This window comes from Streptomyces sp. NPDC001194, from assembly GCF_042896985.1.
In the GTDB taxonomy this organism is placed as follows: domain Bacteria; phylum Actinomycetota; class Actinomycetes; order Streptomycetales; family Streptomycetaceae; genus Streptomyces.
Genome location: NZ_JBIAXU010000021.1, coordinates 138,113 through 153,952 on the forward strand (window position 1 = coordinate 138,113; position 15,840 = coordinate 153,952).

Below are 15,840 nucleotides of genomic sequence, written 5' to 3' on the forward strand. Positions count from 1 at the left end.
CCTCGGGGGATGGGGGCCGGTCGGGTCGGCATGTGCCTCCGGGTCCGGCTGAATACGGGGAAACCCGCCCGGCCTGACGGGGGGCAGACCGGGCGGGAGCTCTCGACCCGCTTAACTGATCTTACGGTAGACGGACGCGACTTGGGTGAGCCAGGCCACCTCCGCCGTGAAGTTGTCCGGGTCGCGGTCCTCGAACCCGCCCGCGTCCCTGCTGTGATCGGGGACGGTCCCGGTGCGCTTCGCCCGCAGGGCCTGCCTGATCTGCGCCGCCTCGGCCAGCGCCTGCCGGTGCTCGTGGCCCGCCCCCGGATCCGTCTCCCCGGCGCCGGCCGCGGACCGGTCGATGTACGGGCGCAAGTCCCGCCACCCGTCCCGTATTTCGACGACCCGCCGGTGCAGCCGGTAGTTCAGGTCGGAGACCGGGACCGCAGCCGCACCCGGCGGCTCCAGGACGATGTCCGGGGAGGCCTCGTACAGGTCCCGCCAGAGCGGGTACAGCGCCCGGTACGAACGGTAACTGCGCAGCCAGTCCAGCAGCTTGGCCGCAGAAGCCTCCCAGGACGAGATGGTCAGGCCCAGTGAGAGGAGGACGATGCCCGCCGTGCTGAACACGTTGGAGGCGAGCTGCCAGACGCCGATGTCGATCCCCGCCGCGGCGGTGAGGATGTTGACCGTCCGGCACGTGCAGTAGAGGAAGAGGACCACCGCGGCGACGGAGAGCAGGCGCAGAGCCTGCCGCAGCGGGGCCTTGTCCGTCATCCGTGCGTACGGGCCGCACTGGCGGAAGATGGTCACGCACGGAACCGCCTGGGAGACGACGAAGACCAGGAGGTACGCGAGGACCGGCGGCTGCCCGCTGCCGGTGTTGAAGTCCGTCGCGGGACGGGCGGGCCCGTCGGCGACGAAGAAGAGGGCGATCAGCAGTGCGCCGAGCGCCGTTCCCGTGATCAGCCAGTGGCGGACCCTGCGCACCGCCTCCTCGGTGGCCGCCGCCCAGCGCAGCAGGATGATCTGCGCGCTGACGCAGAAGGCGACCGCCGACACGTGCATCACCAGGATGGCCAGGTTCCCCACGCCCAGGAAGCTGTCGCCCCCCATGGCGACGGCGCCCATCGTGAACGTGAGGCACTGGAGCGACAGGGTGACCACCAGGGCGCGGTAGGCGGTGTCCCGCCGGCTCCGCCCCGCCTGGCACAGCCGGTAGACGAGCGCTGCGTACGAGGAGAGCGCCGCGATGACGAAGCAGAGGGTTCTAGTGGTGTTCACGGCCCCCCGTCCCGTTCGCGGGGGCGTTGGCGGTGGTGGAGACATGCATGATCCGAACCGTACTCGTCGGTCACCCGCACCCCGATGGGGCCATGGGGCGAGGGGCGTGGGCACGGGTTTGCATAGCCATGCGTTTAAGTGCATACTCTTCCTATGTCAAAGGTTCTCACCTCCCTGCCCACCGGCGAGCGCGTCGGCATCGCCTTCTCCGGCGGCCTCGACACCTCCGTCGCGGTCGCGTGGATGCGCGACAAGGGTGCCGTCCCCTGCACCTACACCGCCGACATCGGCCAGTACGACGAGCCCGACATCGCGTCGGTGCCCGGCCGCGCGAAGGCCTACGGTGCCGAGATCGCGCGCCTGGTCGACTGCCGGGCGGCGCTGGTCGAGGAGGGCCTGGCCGCGCTCGCGTGCGGCGCGTTCCACATCCGCTCGGGCGGTCGTGCGTACTTCAACACCACGCCGCTGGGCCGCGCCGTCACCGGCACCCTGCTGGTCCGGGCGATGCTCGAGGACGACGTGCAGATCTGGGGCGACGGCTCGACCTTCAAGGGCAACGACATCGAGCGGTTCTACCGCTACGGCCTGCTCGCCAACCCCCACCTGCGCATCTACAAGCCGTGGCTCGACGCCGACTTCGTCCACGAGCTCGGCGGGCGCAAGGAGATGTCCGAGTGGCTCCTCGCCCACGGGCTGCCGTACCGCGACAGCACCGAGAAGGCGTACTCCACCGACGCCAACATCTGGGGCGCCACCCACGAGGCCAAGACGCTGGAGCACCTCGACACCGGTGTGGAGACCGTGCAGCCGATCATGGGCGTGCGGTTCTGGGACCCCTCGGTCGAGATCGCCGCCGAGGACGTCACCATCGGCTTCGACCAGGGCCGGCCGGTGACGATCAACGGCAAGGAGTTCCACTCCCCGGTCGACCTGGTGATGGAGGCCAACGCCATCGGCGGCCGCCACGGCATGGGCATGTCGGACCAGATCGAGAACCGGATCATCGAGGCCAAGAGCCGCGGCATCTACGAGGCGCCCGGCATGGCCCTCCTGCACGCCGCGTACGAGCGTCTCGTGAACGCGATCCACAACGAGGACACCCTCGCGCACTACCACTACGAGGGACGGCGCCTGGGCCGGCTCATGTACGAGGGCCGCTGGCTGGACCCGCAGGCCCTGATGGTCCGCGAGTCGCTCCAGCGCTGGGTCGGCTCGGCCGTCACCGGCGAGGTGACCCTGCGTCTGCGGCGCGGCGAGGACTACTCGATCCTCGACACCACGGGCCCGGCCTTCAGCTACCACCCGGACAAGCTCTCGATGGAGCGCACCGAGGACTCGGCGTTCGGCCCGGTGGACCGGATCGGCCAGCTCACCATGCGCAACCTCGACATCGCCGACTCGCGCGCCCGGCTCGAGCAGTACGCGGGCCTCGGCATCGTCGGCACCGCGCACCCCGAGCTGATCGGCGCCGCGCAGGCGGCGGCGACCGGACTGATCGGCGCCATGCCGGAGGGCGGCGCCGAGGCCATCGCCTCCCGCGGCGAGGTCTCCGAGGACGACGAGCTGCTGGACCGCGCGGCGATGGAGTTCGGCACCGACTGAGCGGTGGTCGGCCCCCGGCCCCGGGCGGTCCCGCACGCCGCCGGCGTGCCGGACCGCCCGGGGCGCCGCCGTCTCCCGGCAGCGGAATGCGGAAGGACCCGCCGCGACGGGTCGTCGAGCCGCTGCCCGCGCCGGGGCGCGTCCGCCTAGGATGCGCCCCATGCCGGACGCCTCCCCCCGCCCCGAGCCGTTCACCCCCTCCACCGATCCCGCGGCGCTCGAAGACCTCCGCGCGCGGCTGCGCGCCACGCGATGGCCGGACGCACCCGAGGGCGCCGGCTGGTCCCTCGGGACCGACCTCGCCTACCTGCGCGAACTCGTCGCCTACTGGGCGGACGGGTTCGACTGGGCGGCGCAGGAGGAGGCGCTCGCCCGGCTGCCCCGCTTCCGCGTGCCGCTCGGCGGCGGATCCGGGCCGGGGGTCCACTTCGTGCACGCCCGCGCCGTGGCCCCGCCCGGGACGCCCGTCCTGCCGCTGGTCCTCGGGCACGGCTGGCCGGACTCGTTCTGGCGGTACTCGAAGGTCGTCCCGCTCCTCGCCGACCCCGCGGCGCACGGCGCCGATCCCGCCGACGCGTTCGACGTGGTCGTCCCCGACATGCCGGGCTTCGGGTACTCCGAGCACCCCGCCGGCCCGCCCCTCGACGCCATCGCCGTCGCCGGGCTGTGGGCCGAACTGATGGAGGTGCTCGGGTACGGGCGGTTCGGCGCGGCCGGCGGGGACCTCGGCAGCCACGTGAGCCGCTACCTCGCGCTCGACCACCCCGAACGGGTCGTCGCCGTCCACCGTACGGACGCGGGTCTGCCGCTCTTCACCGGCGATCCGGCGGAACTCGCCCCCGAGGAACGCGCCTGGCTGGAGGCGGCCGCGGCCTGGGGTGCGACCGAGGGCGGGTACGCCGCCATGCAGCGGACCAAACCCCAGACCGCCGCCTTCGGGCTGACCGACTCCCCGGCCGGACTCGCCGCGTGGATCGTGGAGAAGCTCCGGGCGTGGAGTGACTGCGGCGGGGACATCGAGCGGAGTTTCACGAAGGACGAGATCCTCACCGGCGTCACGCTCTACTGGCTCACCGGGACGATCGGCTCTTCCCTGCGCATGTACCGGGCGAACGCCGCGATCCCGCCCGCCCAGCACGCCCGCCGGGTCGAGGTGCCGTCCGGCTTCTCGATCTTCCGCGGGGACGTGGTCCGCCCGCCACGGGCGTGGCTGGAGCGCACGGCGAACGTCGTGTACGCGACCGAGCCCCCGCGAGGCGGCCACTTCGCACCGTTCGAGGAGCCCGAGCTGTACGCCGGGGAACTCCGCGCGTTCTTCCGTCCCTACCGCGCGGCGGTGCGGAACGTGCGCCGGTAGGCGTCCGGCGGGACGCCTACCGTGCGGTTGAAATGACGGCGCAGCGTGGCGTCGGTGCCCATGCCGGTGGCCGTGGCGATCGTGCCGACGGTCTCGTCCGTGGTCTCCAAGAGCTCCTGGGCGCGGTGGATGCGCTGGGTCAGCAGCCAGCGCAGCGGAGTGGTGCCGGTGACGTCGGTGAACACCCGCGCCAGGTGGCGCGAGCTCATGTTCGCCCGCCGGGCCAGGTCCTCGACGGTCAGCGGCTGGTCGAGCCGTGCCATCGTCCAGGCGAGCAGCGATTCCAGGGGGTGGTCGCGCGGTTCGGGCACCGGAGTGGTGACGAACTGGGCCTGGCCCCCCGCCCGGTGCGGCGGGACGACCAGGCGCCGGGCGACCTGGTTGGCGACGGCCGAGCCGTGGTCGAGGCGGACCAGGTGCAGGCACAGGTCCATCGCGGCGGCCTTGCCGGCCGAGGTGAGCACGCGGCCGTCGTCCACGTACAGCACGTCCGGATCCACCTCCACCCGGGGGTACTTGGCGGCCAGCGCGGCTGCGTGCAGCCAGTGCGTGGTGGCCCGCCGCCCGTCCAGCAGCCCCGCTGCCGCCAGTACGAACGCACCCGTGCACAGGGAGGCCACCCGGGCGCCCGCCTCGTGCGCGGCGCGCACGGCCTCGACCAGTTCGGCGGGCGGGTCGGCCTCGAGGTCGGCGCAGGCGGGGACGATCACGGTGTCCGCCTGCACCAACCGGTCCAGTCCCGCGTCGGGTTCGACCCGGAAGCGGCCGCCGACGGGCACGGAAGGCGGCCCGCACAGGACGAACTCGTACCAGGGGTCCGCAAGATCCGAGCGGTCGACCCCGAACACGTCGCAGGCCGCCGCGAGTTCGAAATGGGGAACCCCCGACGTGACCGCCAGCGCGACAAGGCTCATGTCCGAAAGTGTAGGGGGCGTGGCATTGCCGCACCTCCCCGTCGACGGCCGCGGCGGGCACGATGGCACCAGTGATCGACCGACGGGGGAGCCTCATGGAATCGAATCGAGCGGTGGCGGCGGTAGTGGTCTTCGGCGCGTACGGACACACGGGACGCTTCGTCGTCGCCGAGCTGCTGGACCGGGGGCTGACACCGGTCCTGTCCGGCCGCGACGCCGGCAAACTGGCGGCGCTGGCCGCGGAGTTCCCCGGACTCGACGTCCGGCCGGCGTCGGTGGACGACCCGGAGGCGCTCGACCGCGCGCTGGCCGGCGCCGCCGCCGTGATCAACTGCGCCGGACCCTTCGCGGAGACCTCCGCACCCGTCATCGAGGCGGCGCTGCGCGCACGGATCGCCTATCTCGACGTCGCGGGCGAGGTGGAGGCCGTCGCCGACACCTTCGCCGGCTTCGCGGACCGGGCCCGCGAGGCCGGGATCGTGGTCGTGCCCGCGATGGCGTTCTACGGGGGCCTCGGCGATCTGCTCGCCACCGCCGCCCTGGGAGAGGTCACGGCGGCCGACGGGATCGACATCGCGTTCGCCCTCAGCAGCTGGCGGCCCACCGCCGGGACGCGCGGGTCCGGCCGGGTGTCGCGGAGCAGGCGCGAGGGCCGCCGGCTCGTCTACGCGAACGGCCGCCTCGAGCTGCGCGGCGACGCCGCGCCCACCGGGCAGTGGTCCTTCCCCGCTCCGGTCGGGGACCAGGACGTGATCGGCGAGTTCACCACCACGGACACCGTGACCATCGCCCACCACCTGTCCGCCCCGGACATCCGGACCTTCATGACGACCGGGGCGGTCGAGGACGTCCTGGCACCGGCCACGGCAGCGCCGGAGCCGGTCGACGAGCGGGGCCGCTCCGCGCAGACCTTCCTCGTCGACGTCACCGTCCGCACGGGCTCCACCCGGCGCCGCGCGGTGGCCCGCGGCCAGGACATCTACGCCGTCACCGCGCCCCTCGTCGTCGAAGCGGTCGGCCGCATCCTCGACGGACGGGTCAAGACGGCAGGCCTCGTCGCCGCGCCCGGCGAGATCTTCGACGCGCACGCCTTCCTGACCGCGCTGGCCCCGCAGCACCTCTCGTACGAGCTCGGCGCTGCCTGAGCACGTTCGTGGATCCGGCCCGGGGCCCCGCCCGCGGCCCCTGTCCCGCGGCTCAGGCGGAGGTCCGGCCCCGGCTGGGCCGGCCGTTCGTGGGCGGGTAACCGGGCTTCGCCGGCGTCGAGGCCGACGGCCGCACGGGCCGGGGGACCGGCAGCGGCGGCAGGGCAGGCTCGTACAGCCAGGCCGAGAACACCTCGTCCACCGGCTCGGCCGCGTACCGGGCCACGTGCGTGGTGAAGGCGGCGGTGCTCACCACACCGTGGCGGTGCACGGTGGTCCAGTCGCGCAGCATGCGGAAGAACGCGCCGTCGCCCAGGGCGCAGCGGATCGCGTGCACCGCGAGCCCCCCGCGCTGGTACAGGCGGTCGTCGAACATCAGCTTGCGGCCCGGGTCGACCAGCCGCAGGTCCTGCGGCTGCGAGGTCAGCAGCCGGTGCGCGGCGGCCGCCTGCTCGTGCGCGGTGCGGCCGCCGGAGCGCTCCGACCACAGCCACTCGGCGTACTTCGCGAAGCCCTCGTTGAGCCAGATGTGCCGCCAGTCGGCGATGGTCACGCTGTTGCCGAACCACTGGTGGGCGAGCTCGTGGGCGACGAGCCGCTCCGAGCCGCGGGCGCCGTCGACGTGGTTGGCGCCGAACAGGGAGAGGCCCTGGGCCTCCACCGGAACGTCCAGTTCCTCGTCGGCGACGACCACCGCGTACTCCGCGAACGGATAAGGACCGAACAGGTCCTCGAACAGCTGCATCATGGCGGGCTGCCGGGCGAAGTCGCGGGAGAACTGCGGCAGGAGGTGGGCCGGCACGTGGGCGCTCATCGGCACGCCGCCGAGCCCGGGGTCACCGAGCAGGACCGTCTGGTACACGCCGATGGCCAGGCCGACCAGGTAGCTGGAGGTCGGCGCGGGCTGCTCGTACACCCAGGTCGTCGTGGACGCGCGGGTCGTCCGGGTGAGCAGCCGCCCGCCCGCCACCACCGTGTACGAGGAGGGGGTGTTGATCGAGATCTGGTACGAGGCCTTGTCGGCGGGCCGGTCGTTGCACGGGTACCAGGAGGGCGCGCCGACCGGCTGGCTGGCCACCAGCGCCCCGTCGGTCAGCTCCTCCCAGCCGAGCCCGCCCCACGGGCTGCGGACCGGCTTGGGGTTGCCCGCCCAGTGCACCTCCACCGTGAAGGCGGAGCCGGCGGCCAGCGGCTTGGCCGGGCGGATGCGGAGCTTGCCGCCCCGGTGGGTGTAGTGCGGGGCCCGGCCGTTCACCATGACCCGGCCTATTTTGAACTCGGCCAGGTTCAGGTGGAACTCGGTGAGCGGCGCCCGCCCGGCGATCGCGCTGATCCGCGCGGTACCGGCCAGCCGGTTGGGGCCGGGCCGGTACTCCAGAGCGAGTTCGTACCGGTGCACGCGGTAACGGGAGTCTCCGTTGTCGGGGAAGTACGGGTCCGATGCCGCTGTTCTCTGGCCGTTCATAACCGCTTCCGCTCCCTGCGCTGTGCCCGGACCCTTGTCAGGTCCGCCATGCCTCGATCGGGTTGCCCAGCCAACGGGTGTCGGCGGGGACGGATTCCCCGGCCATCACGAGAGAGGCGGGACCCAGCGTGCTGTGGGCCCCGACCGAACTTCCGGGCAGGACGATGCCGCCCGGGCCCAGCGTGGCGCCCTCGCGGAGGACCACAGTATCCGTCCTCAAGATCCGGTCGTGGAAGAGGTGAGTCTGCAACACGCATCCGCGGTTCACGGTCACCCCGTCACCCAGCTCCACCAGGTCCGACTCGGGCAGCCAGTAGCTTTCGCACCACACGCCCCGGCCGATCCGGGCCCCCAGTCCGCGCAGCCACAGGTTCAGCAGCGGGGTACCGGGCACCGATCCGGCCAGCCACGGCACGGCCAGTACCTCGACGAAGGTGTCGGCCAGCTCGTTGCGCCACACGAAGCCGCTCCACAGCGGGTGCTCTCCGGCCCGGTGCCGGCCCACCAGCAGCCACTTCGCGGCCACCGAGACCGCGCCCGCGGCCGCCCCGGCGGCGAGCAGCACCACCCCGGAGAGCAGCGCGGTGCCCCAGACCCCCGGCCCTCCGCCCGCCGTGGCAAGGGCGCACAGCGCCGCCACCACCAGTACGGCCAGCGCGGCCGAGCAGAAGACCGGCAGGAGCCGGCACAGCTCCACGAGGCCGCGTGCCCACAGCAGGTGCGCGGGCGGATCGTACGTCCGGCTCTGGTCGGAGGTCTCGGTGGAGCGGGGCAGCTTCACCGGCGGCAGGCCCAGGTAGGAGCTGCCCTTCTTGGCCTTCTTCGGGGTGGCCGAGAGCACGCCGACCAGCCCGCCGTCCGGCACGCTGCGGCCGGGCGCGGTCATGCCCGAGTTGCCGAGGAACGCCCGGCGGCCGATCTCGGACTGCCCGATGCGCATCCAGCCGCCGCCCAGCTCGTACGGGGCGGTCAGGGTGTCGTCGGCGAGGAACGCGCCCTCGCCGACGGTGGTCAGGCTCGGCAGCGCGAGCACGGTGGAGACCTCCGCGCCCCTGCCGATCTTCATGCCGAGCAGCCGCAGCCACACGGGGGTGATCAGCCCGGCGTACAGGGGGAAGAGCGTCTCGCGCGCCAGGTCCATCAGCTGGGTGACCGTCCAGGCCTGCCACCCGATCCGGCTGTGCGTCGGATGCGTTCCCGTGCGCAGGCCCAGGCTGAGCAGCCGCACGGAGACCAGCAGCAGCGCCGCGTACGTGAACCCGTACGCGAGGGCCCCGGGCACCACGGCGAGCAGGGCCCCGCGCAGCACCTCGGCCAGCGGGGCGTCGGCGGGCACGAACCGGCTCACCACGAGCAGCGCGGGCACGGTGGAGAGCACCGGCAGCGCGCTCAGGCCGATGCCGGCCGCCCCGTAGGCGGCCCGCCAGAAGAGCCCGCGCGGCGGGCGCTGCTTGGGCCAGGTGTGCTTGGCCTTGCCGAGCTTGACGGCCGGGGCGCCGGCCCAGCGCTGACCGGTGGGGACCGTCCCGGCCACGGCCGAGCCGGGGGCCACCTCGGCCCGCTTGCCGACCCGCGCACCGGGGAACAGCATGCTCCGGGTGCCGACCACGGCGCCCGCACCGACCTTGACCGGGCCGATCACGAGCCGGTCTCCGTCCAGCCAGTGCCCGCACAGGTCCACCTCGGACTCCACGGCGCAGCCGCGGCCCAGCTTGAGCATGCCCGTCACCGGAGGCAGCGAGTGCAGGTCCACCTCGGGGCCGACCTTGGCGCCGAGGGCCCGCGCGTACCGCTCCAGCCAGGAACCGGTGAGCGAGGTCGCGCCGGCGTACTCGGCCAGCCGCTCGGCCGTCCACAGCCTCAGGTGGACGCTTCCGCCGCGCGGGTGGCGTCCCGCCTTCACCCCGCGCAGCAGCAGACGCGCGCCGCCGGCCGCGATCGCGAGGCGGCCGGGCGGGCTGAAGAACAGCACGGCGGCGGGGACCACGGCCCACCACGAGGCGGTCGGCGCCCATGGATAGGCACCGAACCAGTGCAGCGCGTTGCCGAGCGCCAGCAGGGCCACGCTCCAGCGCAGACCCACCAGGGTGAACAGCGGGAGCAGCAGGAGCGACTGCACCAGCTTGGCCCGCAGCGGCACGGGTGCCACGACCCGGGAGGCCTCGTCCTCCCGTACGGACTTCTCCAGCCGCCGGGCCAGCTTGCGCAGGACGGGCTGCTGGTAGATGTCGAGGACGGCCGCGCGCGGGTAGCGGGTGCGCAGGCGGGTGGTGAGCTGGGCGGCGGCCAGACTGTTGCCGCCGATCGCGAAGAAGTCGTCGGCGGCGCCGCCGACGGTCACCCCGAGGGTCTCGGTCCACTGCTCGGCGAGCCAGGCCTCGGTGCCGTACAGCTGTTCGGTGGGGCCGGTGGTCTCCAGCTCGGGCAGCGGCCAGGGCAGCGCGTCGCGGTCCACCTTGCCGGAGGTGCGGGTCGGCAGCTCGTCGACCGGCGCGAGCAGCGGTACGAGGGCGGCAGGCAGCTCGGCGCGCAGGCGCTCCACGGCCGCCGCGTGGTCCCAGCCCTCCTGGACGACCAGGTAGCCCACGAGCAGCTGGTTGCCGCTGCGCGCCGTGCGGACGGCCGCGGCCGCGCCGGCGACGCCGGGCAGGGCCTGGAGCGCCGCGTCCACCTCGCCCAGCTCGATCCGGCGGCCGCCGAGCTTGATCTGCTCGTCGCCGCGGCCGAGGAAGACCAGGCCCTCGGGTTCCGCGCGGACCAGGTCGCCGCTGCGGTAGGCGCGCTCCCAGCCGAGGGATTCCAGCGGGGCGTACTTCTCGGCGTCCTTCTCGGGGTCGAGGTAGCGGGCCAGACCGACGCCGCCGATCACGAGCTGGCCGCTGCCGCCCATGGGGACCGGTTCGCCGGACTCGTCGACCACGGCCAGCTCCCAGCCGTTCAGCGGGAGGCCGATCCGGATCGGCTCCTCGCCGGTCAGGAGCGAGGCGCAGGCGACGACGGTGGCCTCGGTGGGCCCGTACGTGTTCCAGACCTCGCGGCCCTCGGTGACCAGGCGCTGCGTCAGCTCGGGCGGGCAGGCCTCGCCGCCGAAGATCAGCAGCCGGACCTCGTCGAGGGTCTCCGGCTCCCAGAGCGCGGCCAGGGTCGGCACCGTGGACACCACGCTGATCTCCTGCTCCACCAGCCAGGGGCCGAGGTCGGCGCCGCTGCGGACCTGGGAGCGGGGGACCGGCACGAGGCAGGCGCCGTGGCGCCAGGCCAGCCACATCTCCTCGCAGGAGGCGTCGAAGGCGACGGACAGGCCGGCCATGACCCGGTCGCCGGGACCGATGGGCTCCTCGGCGAGGAACAGCTCGGCCTCGGCGTCCACGAACGCGGCGGCGCTGCGGTGGCTGACGGCCACGCCCTTGGGCTTGCCGGTGGAGCCGGAGGTGAAGATGATCCACGCGTCGTGCTCGGGCCCGGGGCGCGCGGCGGACACGGGAACGTCCGGCAGGCCGGTGGCCTCGATGCGCTGTCCGCCGCCCACCACGGCCCGCACGCCCGCCTCGCCGAAGACCAGCTCGGCCCGCTCGTCGGGGTCCTCGGCGTCGACGGGCACGTAGGCGGCGCCCGCGGCGAGCACGGCGAGAATGGCCACATACAGTTCATTGGTCCCGGACGGGACGCGGACGCCCACCCGGTCGCCGAGACCCACACCGGCCTCCGCGAGCGCGCGCCGACGGCGTTCGACCTCGGCGGCCAGCGCCCGGTAGGTCAGCTGGGCGGAGCCGTCGTCGAGGGCGGGCTCGTCGGGGTACGCCCGTACGGAGGCTTCGAAGACATCGACGAGGGTGCGCGTGGGGGCGGCGGGCCCGGCGGAGAACCGGGCGGACTTGCCGGACTCCTCGTGCGCGTCCTGGTCGTCGAGCAAGGTCAGGTCACCGTGCTCAGGTGTGGCTGCCATCGGCCCTCGCGTCTCGCTCCCGGGGGGACATCCGGGTCGCCGGCGGAGCCCAGGTCTGCCCGGGTTGTTCCGGTCCGGCGTCGAACAACCGGCCATTCTACTGCGGCATCAAGAGTTTTCCCGCTGAAGGCTCGGCCCGTGGCGGAGAAGGAGCGGTCCGGACCGGCCCGCTGGTCATGGCATTCCGTGCCGGAGGGCGCCGATGTGACCGTCGGGTCGGATGAGCAGTGCGCCCTGCGGGCCGAGGCCGCAGAGGTCGGCGTGCTCCGCGGGCAGGGACTCGATGCGCAGCGGCCACGGCGCGGCGCTCTCGTGTTCCCAGCGGGCGGGGTCCGGCGTGAGCAGGGTGAACCATTCGCCGCAGGCGTCGAGCGTGGAGCGGCCGTCCGCGAGCCACAGGTGCGGCATGCGATGGCCGGGCCGCGGGGTGGGGACGTAATCGGTGTCCGCATCGGTGTCCGCATCCGCGCCCGTGTCCGCGCCCGCGCCCGTGTCCGCATCGCAGTCTTCGCCGAGGACGGCGGTTGAGCGGTACGCGGCGCCGAGTACGAGGCCCAGCTGCGCGAAGTACCGTTCCGACCAGGGAAGTTCGATCCGGCCCTCGGCCGGTGCGCCGCCGCGGAGCTGGTCGCGACGCCGTTCCTGGACCTGAACCATGAGCCGGGCGTTGGCCACCGCCTGGCGCAGCGTCCGGTGGGCGACGGGCACCCGTTCGGCGGCGTACGTGTCGAGGAGGCCCGGTCCGGCCCACCCGCGCAGTACGCCCGCCAGCTTCCAGCAGAGGTTGTGCGCGTCGGCGATGCCGGTGTTCATGCCGAGGCCGCCGATCGGCGGGATCGCGTGCGCGGCGTCGCCGGCCAGCAGGATCCGGCCGTGCCGGAAGCGCTCGGCGACGAAGGCGTGCATCACCCAGTGCTGCACCCGCCGTACGTCGGCCCGTACGTCCGCGCCGGGACCGAGGGCGCGCGAGACGAGGCCGGACCAGTCGGTCCGGGGGCCGTCCCCCGGCGTGGGACCGAACCACAGCCAGCCCCCTTCGGGGTGGACCGGCCCGAACGATCCGTGCGCGGTGAAGTAGACCCCGGCGGGCTGACGGGCGCTCCAGTGCCCGAGGTCGGCGTCGAAGACGACCGTGGTGAAATCGCCCATCGCGCCGGGGCCGGTGGTGTCGATGCCGAGGCGCTCGCGGACGGTGGAACGCGCGCCGTCGGCGGCGATCACGTAGCGGGCCCGGACGCGTGTCCGCGCGCCGCTCCGGCGGTCGAGGAGCACGGCCACGACGCCGTCGGGTTCCTCGGCCAGGCCGGTGAGCTCCACCCCGAACCGCAACGGCGTGTCGGCGGCGGAGAGGAGGACGGGTTCGAGGCGGTCCTGCGAGGTGAGCACGCCGATCTCGGGGCTCTCGGGCACCGGGGCTTCGACCCCGACCATCGCCGCCGAGGCGAAGTCCGGGTCGTACAGGGTGTCACGGAAGCGGGCGCGGCCGTACTCGGGCGCGAACGCGGCGGCGGTGATCCGGGCGGCCAGCCCCAGTTGGCGGAAGATCTCCATCGAGCGCACGTTGACCAGCCGGGACCGCGGGAACGGCGAGAGGCCGTCGTGCTTCTCGACCAGCAGCGTCGGCACGCCCCAGCGGGCCAGCAGCGCCCGGGCGGTGAGCCCGACCGGCCCGCCCCCGACGATCAGTACCGCCACCTCGGCATCTGCTCCGGACACGCCTCGCTCCTCATGCTCACCGCGGGTGGGTCGACCGCCCCGTCCACAGTAGGCGGCCGGGGCCCCACGGCCCGGGCGGCATGCGGAAATCCGGCCGAACGGACACCGGGTGGCCCCGAAGCCGACGCCATGCCGCTGAACGGCCACGCCGCCGCCGAACGGATCACTCCGCTGCTCGACTTCCCGTGGTGACCCCTGCGCCGGGAAAATGTCGCGCACCGGGCGATCGGCTCGGGAAACACTGTCCGCATGAGCCTCGAAACCGATCGGACGCCGCAGGACCGGGCCCTTCGCCATGTCGCGGAGCTGTCGTCGGGCCCTCCGGTCGATCCGGCGCTGAGGGTGACCCTCAACTTCCACCCCGACCGCGTGGCGCACGGCCGGTCGGCGCTCGCCTCTCTGGCCGACGACGCCGTCTACCACTCGCAGTTCGTCACGGGAACGAGCAACGGCGGGCTCACGGCCCGTCCCGGCGGAGACCGATGGCGCTGGGAGAGCCGGATCTTCAACGGAGCCTACGACGAGGCGCCAGCTCAAGACCGGCCCGTCTACGGGGCGTTGAACTTCCGCGACAAGGCGGTCGGGGCGGCGCCGCGGTTCGGTTCGGCCCATTTCCGGCTCACCGCCCGCACGCTGGAGCGGACCACGTTCTGCTACCCCGACAGCTTCCTCGAACCGTCGGACTTCGCAGTCGCCGACCGCATGCCGCTGATCGAACTCGCCCTGGCCGACGACCAGGACGCGCTCGACGACTACATCGAGGCGCAGGTCCACGGGCAGGTCCGACCGGACCGTGACGTGGAGGCGCTGGTCCTGGACCCCGCTTTCCGGGACACTCCCGTCGAGGAGGAGGCCCGGCGCCTCGGCTGCCCCCTGGAATGGCACGGCGGCTTCCGGCTCACGGTGGACGAACTCCGCCGCCACCCCGAGTACCGCGGCCGGGAGTACGTCGAGTTGGGCGCGCGGATCGCGCTCGACGGCGTCCTCGACCCCCGCATCCTCGGTGACGCCGCTCGGGAGGGAGGCCACGACCCGCAGGCCATCAAGAGGGTGTGGCACTGCCTCGCGCGTTTCGGAGCCCCCTGCGATCGCCCGGGGGCGTCCCGGGCCGGCCGCGGACCCGAGGCCGCCGCTCACGTGGCGCGGGTGTAGCGGACGTCTCCGCTCCAGATGCGCTCGAGCCGTACGCGCGTGCCCGGCCGCGGGGCGTGCCAGATCTTGTCGTGACCGGCATAGATTCCCACATGTCCTATGGTCGCGCCCGCGGGGAAGAATACGAGATCGCCCGGTACGCGCTGAACCCGGCCGATGTGGCGGGTGTGTTCGTACTGCTCGTCGGCGGTGCGGGGAAGCACCCGGCCGGCCTTTCGGAAGGCGTAGAGCGTGAGGCCCGAGCAATCGAATTCCCGTGGCCCCGTGGCTCCGTAGACGTAGGGCGCACCCCGCTTGGATGCGGCGATTTCGACGGCCTTGGCGCCGTACGGTGAGGCCGCCTGGGCCTCGGCGGCGGGGCCGGTGAAACTGGCCAGGGAGATTATGACGGAGAACGTGAGAACTGTGGCGATGCGGCGGGTCGTCGAGTAGTGGTCGATGGAGCGTTTTCGGTTGTCCGTGCTGGTACTGCTCAATCGTGATACCTCCGCATTGTGTTGCTGAAACAGTCCCGGTTGAGGTTCTGCGTCGGTGACATTGCGTATTGGCTCTCGATGGCGGACCAGTTTTGTCCGATCGGCGCGAAGTTCCCGTCATCGGACACGGCTTCAAAGGATCTCGGTTGAGTAAAATCGTCCGTGCTCATAGTCATTGATTATTTTCCGGAACGGCGGACGCGGAAGTACTCCATACGGGTTCAGTGCGAGCCGGTGAATTGCCAGGACCGGATGTCGCGGTAATGGATCGGGCCGGGGCCGCGGCCTATGTTGCTGCCGACCAGGTGGAGGCGTTCGGCAGGCCAGGTGCGGCCGGTGAACCCGGCGAGCGTGGCGGCGACTTCCGACGTGCTGGACGGATCGCTGCGGCGGGCGCGGGCCAACGTCAAGTGCGGTCGCAGCGGCCGCTCTTCGAAGGGGATCCCGCATTCCCTGACGACGGTGCGGACCTGTGAAGTGAGCAGGTGCAGCCCGTCGATCTCCCCGTCGATCCCGCTCCACAGGACGCGTTGGTCGAAGTGTCCGCTGCCGCGCAGGGCCAGCTCCAGCGGCCGGTGGGCCGCCGCGAGGGCGGCGAGCGGCGGCTGCAGGAGCGGGACCGCGCCGACCGGCAGTTCACCGAGGAAGGCCAGGGTGATGTGCCAGTCCTCGATGCGGTTCCAGCGCATGCCGGGGTAGGCGCGGTAGGCGGGCAGCAGTTCCCTCGCCAGTTCCTCCTTGGCCTCGTCGGGCGGGGCGAGGGCGATGAACACGCGGACGGTCGCGGCGGGGGACGGGGGC

11 protein-coding genes are annotated in these 15,840 nt (G+C 73.1%); 4 read left to right on the plus strand and 7 right to left on the minus strand.

The window, feature by feature from the left end; all coding sequences use genetic code 11:
- Positions 1–111 precede the first annotated feature (111 nt).
- A complete protein-coding gene (locus ACFY1T_RS30915; protein WP_390791094.1) occupies positions 112–1,266 on the minus strand; it encodes an MAB_1171c family putative transporter in 1,155 nt (384 codons plus the stop codon).
- A gap of 153 nt (positions 1,267–1,419) precedes the next feature.
- On the opposite strand from ACFY1T_RS30915, the gene argG reads away from it, so the two are divergent.
- Positions 1,420–2,868, plus strand: a complete 1,449-nt coding sequence (gene argG, locus ACFY1T_RS30920) for an argininosuccinate synthase (protein WP_384711449.1) — start codon at positions 1,420–1,422, stop codon at positions 2,866–2,868.
- Between the two features lie 160 nt (positions 2,869–3,028).
- Complete coding sequence (locus ACFY1T_RS30925; RefSeq protein ID WP_390791095.1) at positions 3,029–4,225, plus strand: epoxide hydrolase family protein; 1,197 nt, start codon at positions 3,029–3,031, stop codon at positions 4,223–4,225.
- On the opposite strand, the gene ACFY1T_RS30930 is transcribed toward ACFY1T_RS30925, so the two are convergent.
- Positions 4,192–5,139, minus strand: coding sequence for a helix-turn-helix domain-containing protein (locus tag ACFY1T_RS30930; protein ID WP_390791096.1), 948 nt, complete (start codon positions 5,137–5,139; stop codon positions 4,192–4,194). The genes ACFY1T_RS30925 and ACFY1T_RS30930 overlap by 34 nt on opposite strands.
- 95 nt (positions 5,140–5,234) lie before the next feature.
- Between ACFY1T_RS30930 and ACFY1T_RS30935 the strand changes: the two genes are divergently transcribed.
- Positions 5,235–6,284, plus strand: a complete 1,050-nt coding sequence (locus tag ACFY1T_RS30935) for a saccharopine dehydrogenase family protein (RefSeq protein ID WP_390791097.1) — start codon at positions 5,235–5,237, stop codon at positions 6,282–6,284.
- Between the two features lie 52 nt (positions 6,285–6,336).
- Here the strand turns inward: ACFY1T_RS30935 and ACFY1T_RS30940 are convergent, their stop codons facing one another.
- The 3 genes from ACFY1T_RS30940 to ACFY1T_RS30950 form a co-directional block, all read right to left on the minus strand.
- A complete protein-coding gene (locus tag ACFY1T_RS30940; RefSeq protein ID WP_390791098.1) occupies positions 6,337–7,749 on the minus strand; it encodes a M1 family metallopeptidase in 1,413 nt (470 codons plus the stop codon).
- Between the two features lie 37 nt (positions 7,750–7,786).
- Positions 7,787–11,695 carry a Pls/PosA family non-ribosomal peptide synthetase gene (locus tag ACFY1T_RS30945; RefSeq protein WP_390791099.1) on the minus strand — a complete coding sequence of 1,303 codons (3,909 nt, stop codon included), beginning with the start codon at positions 11,693–11,695 and terminating at the stop codon, positions 7,787–7,789.
- Positions 11,696–11,869: 174 nt separating this feature from the next.
- Entirely contained in the window at positions 11,870–13,411 is a 1,542-nt protein-coding gene (locus ACFY1T_RS30950) for an FAD-dependent monooxygenase (protein ID WP_390791100.1), read from the minus strand.
- A gap of 249 nt (positions 13,412–13,660) precedes the next feature.
- On the opposite strand from ACFY1T_RS30950, the gene ACFY1T_RS30955 reads away from it, so the two are divergent.
- Entirely contained in the window at positions 13,661–14,563 is a 903-nt protein-coding gene (locus ACFY1T_RS30955) for a DUF3626 domain-containing protein (RefSeq protein WP_390791101.1), read from the plus strand.
- Here the strand turns inward: ACFY1T_RS30955 and ACFY1T_RS30960 are convergent.
- Together ACFY1T_RS30960 and thpR are read right to left on the minus strand one after the other, a co-directional pair.
- Positions 14,545–14,976, minus strand: a complete 432-nt coding sequence (locus ACFY1T_RS30960; protein WP_390791107.1) for a C40 family peptidase — start codon at positions 14,974–14,976, stop codon at positions 14,545–14,547. The genes ACFY1T_RS30955 and ACFY1T_RS30960 overlap by 19 nt on opposite strands.
- Positions 14,977–15,260: 284 nt before the next feature.
- Positions 15,261–15,840 (minus strand): RNA 2',3'-cyclic phosphodiesterase (thpR, locus tag ACFY1T_RS30965; RefSeq protein WP_390791102.1); only part of this gene is annotated, 580 nt, incomplete at its 5' end.

Coding starts and splice junctions, on each gene's coding strand:
- argG (WP_384711449.1), top strand. CDS start 1,420: ATGTCAAAGGTTCTCACCTCCCTGCCCACCGGCGAGCGCGTCGGCATC.
- ACFY1T_RS30925 (WP_390791095.1), top strand. CDS start 3,029: ATGCCGGACGCCTCCCCCCGCCCCGAGCCGTTCACCCCCTCCACCGAT.
- ACFY1T_RS30930 (WP_390791096.1), bottom strand. CDS start 5,139: ATGAGCCTTGTCGCGCTGGCGGTCACGTCGGGGGTTCCCCATTTCGAA.
- ACFY1T_RS30935 (WP_390791097.1), top strand. CDS start 5,235: ATGGAATCGAATCGAGCGGTGGCGGCGGTAGTGGTCTTCGGCGCGTAC.
- ACFY1T_RS30940 (WP_390791098.1), bottom strand. CDS start 7,749: ATGAACGGCCAGAGAACAGCGGCATCGGACCCGTACTTCCCCGACAAC.
- ACFY1T_RS30945 (WP_390791099.1), bottom strand. CDS start 11,695: ATGGCAGCCACACCTGAGCACGGTGACCTGACCTTGCTCGACGACCAG.
- ACFY1T_RS30955 (WP_390791101.1), top strand. CDS start 13,661: ATGAGCCTCGAAACCGATCGGACGCCGCAGGACCGGGCCCTTCGCCAT.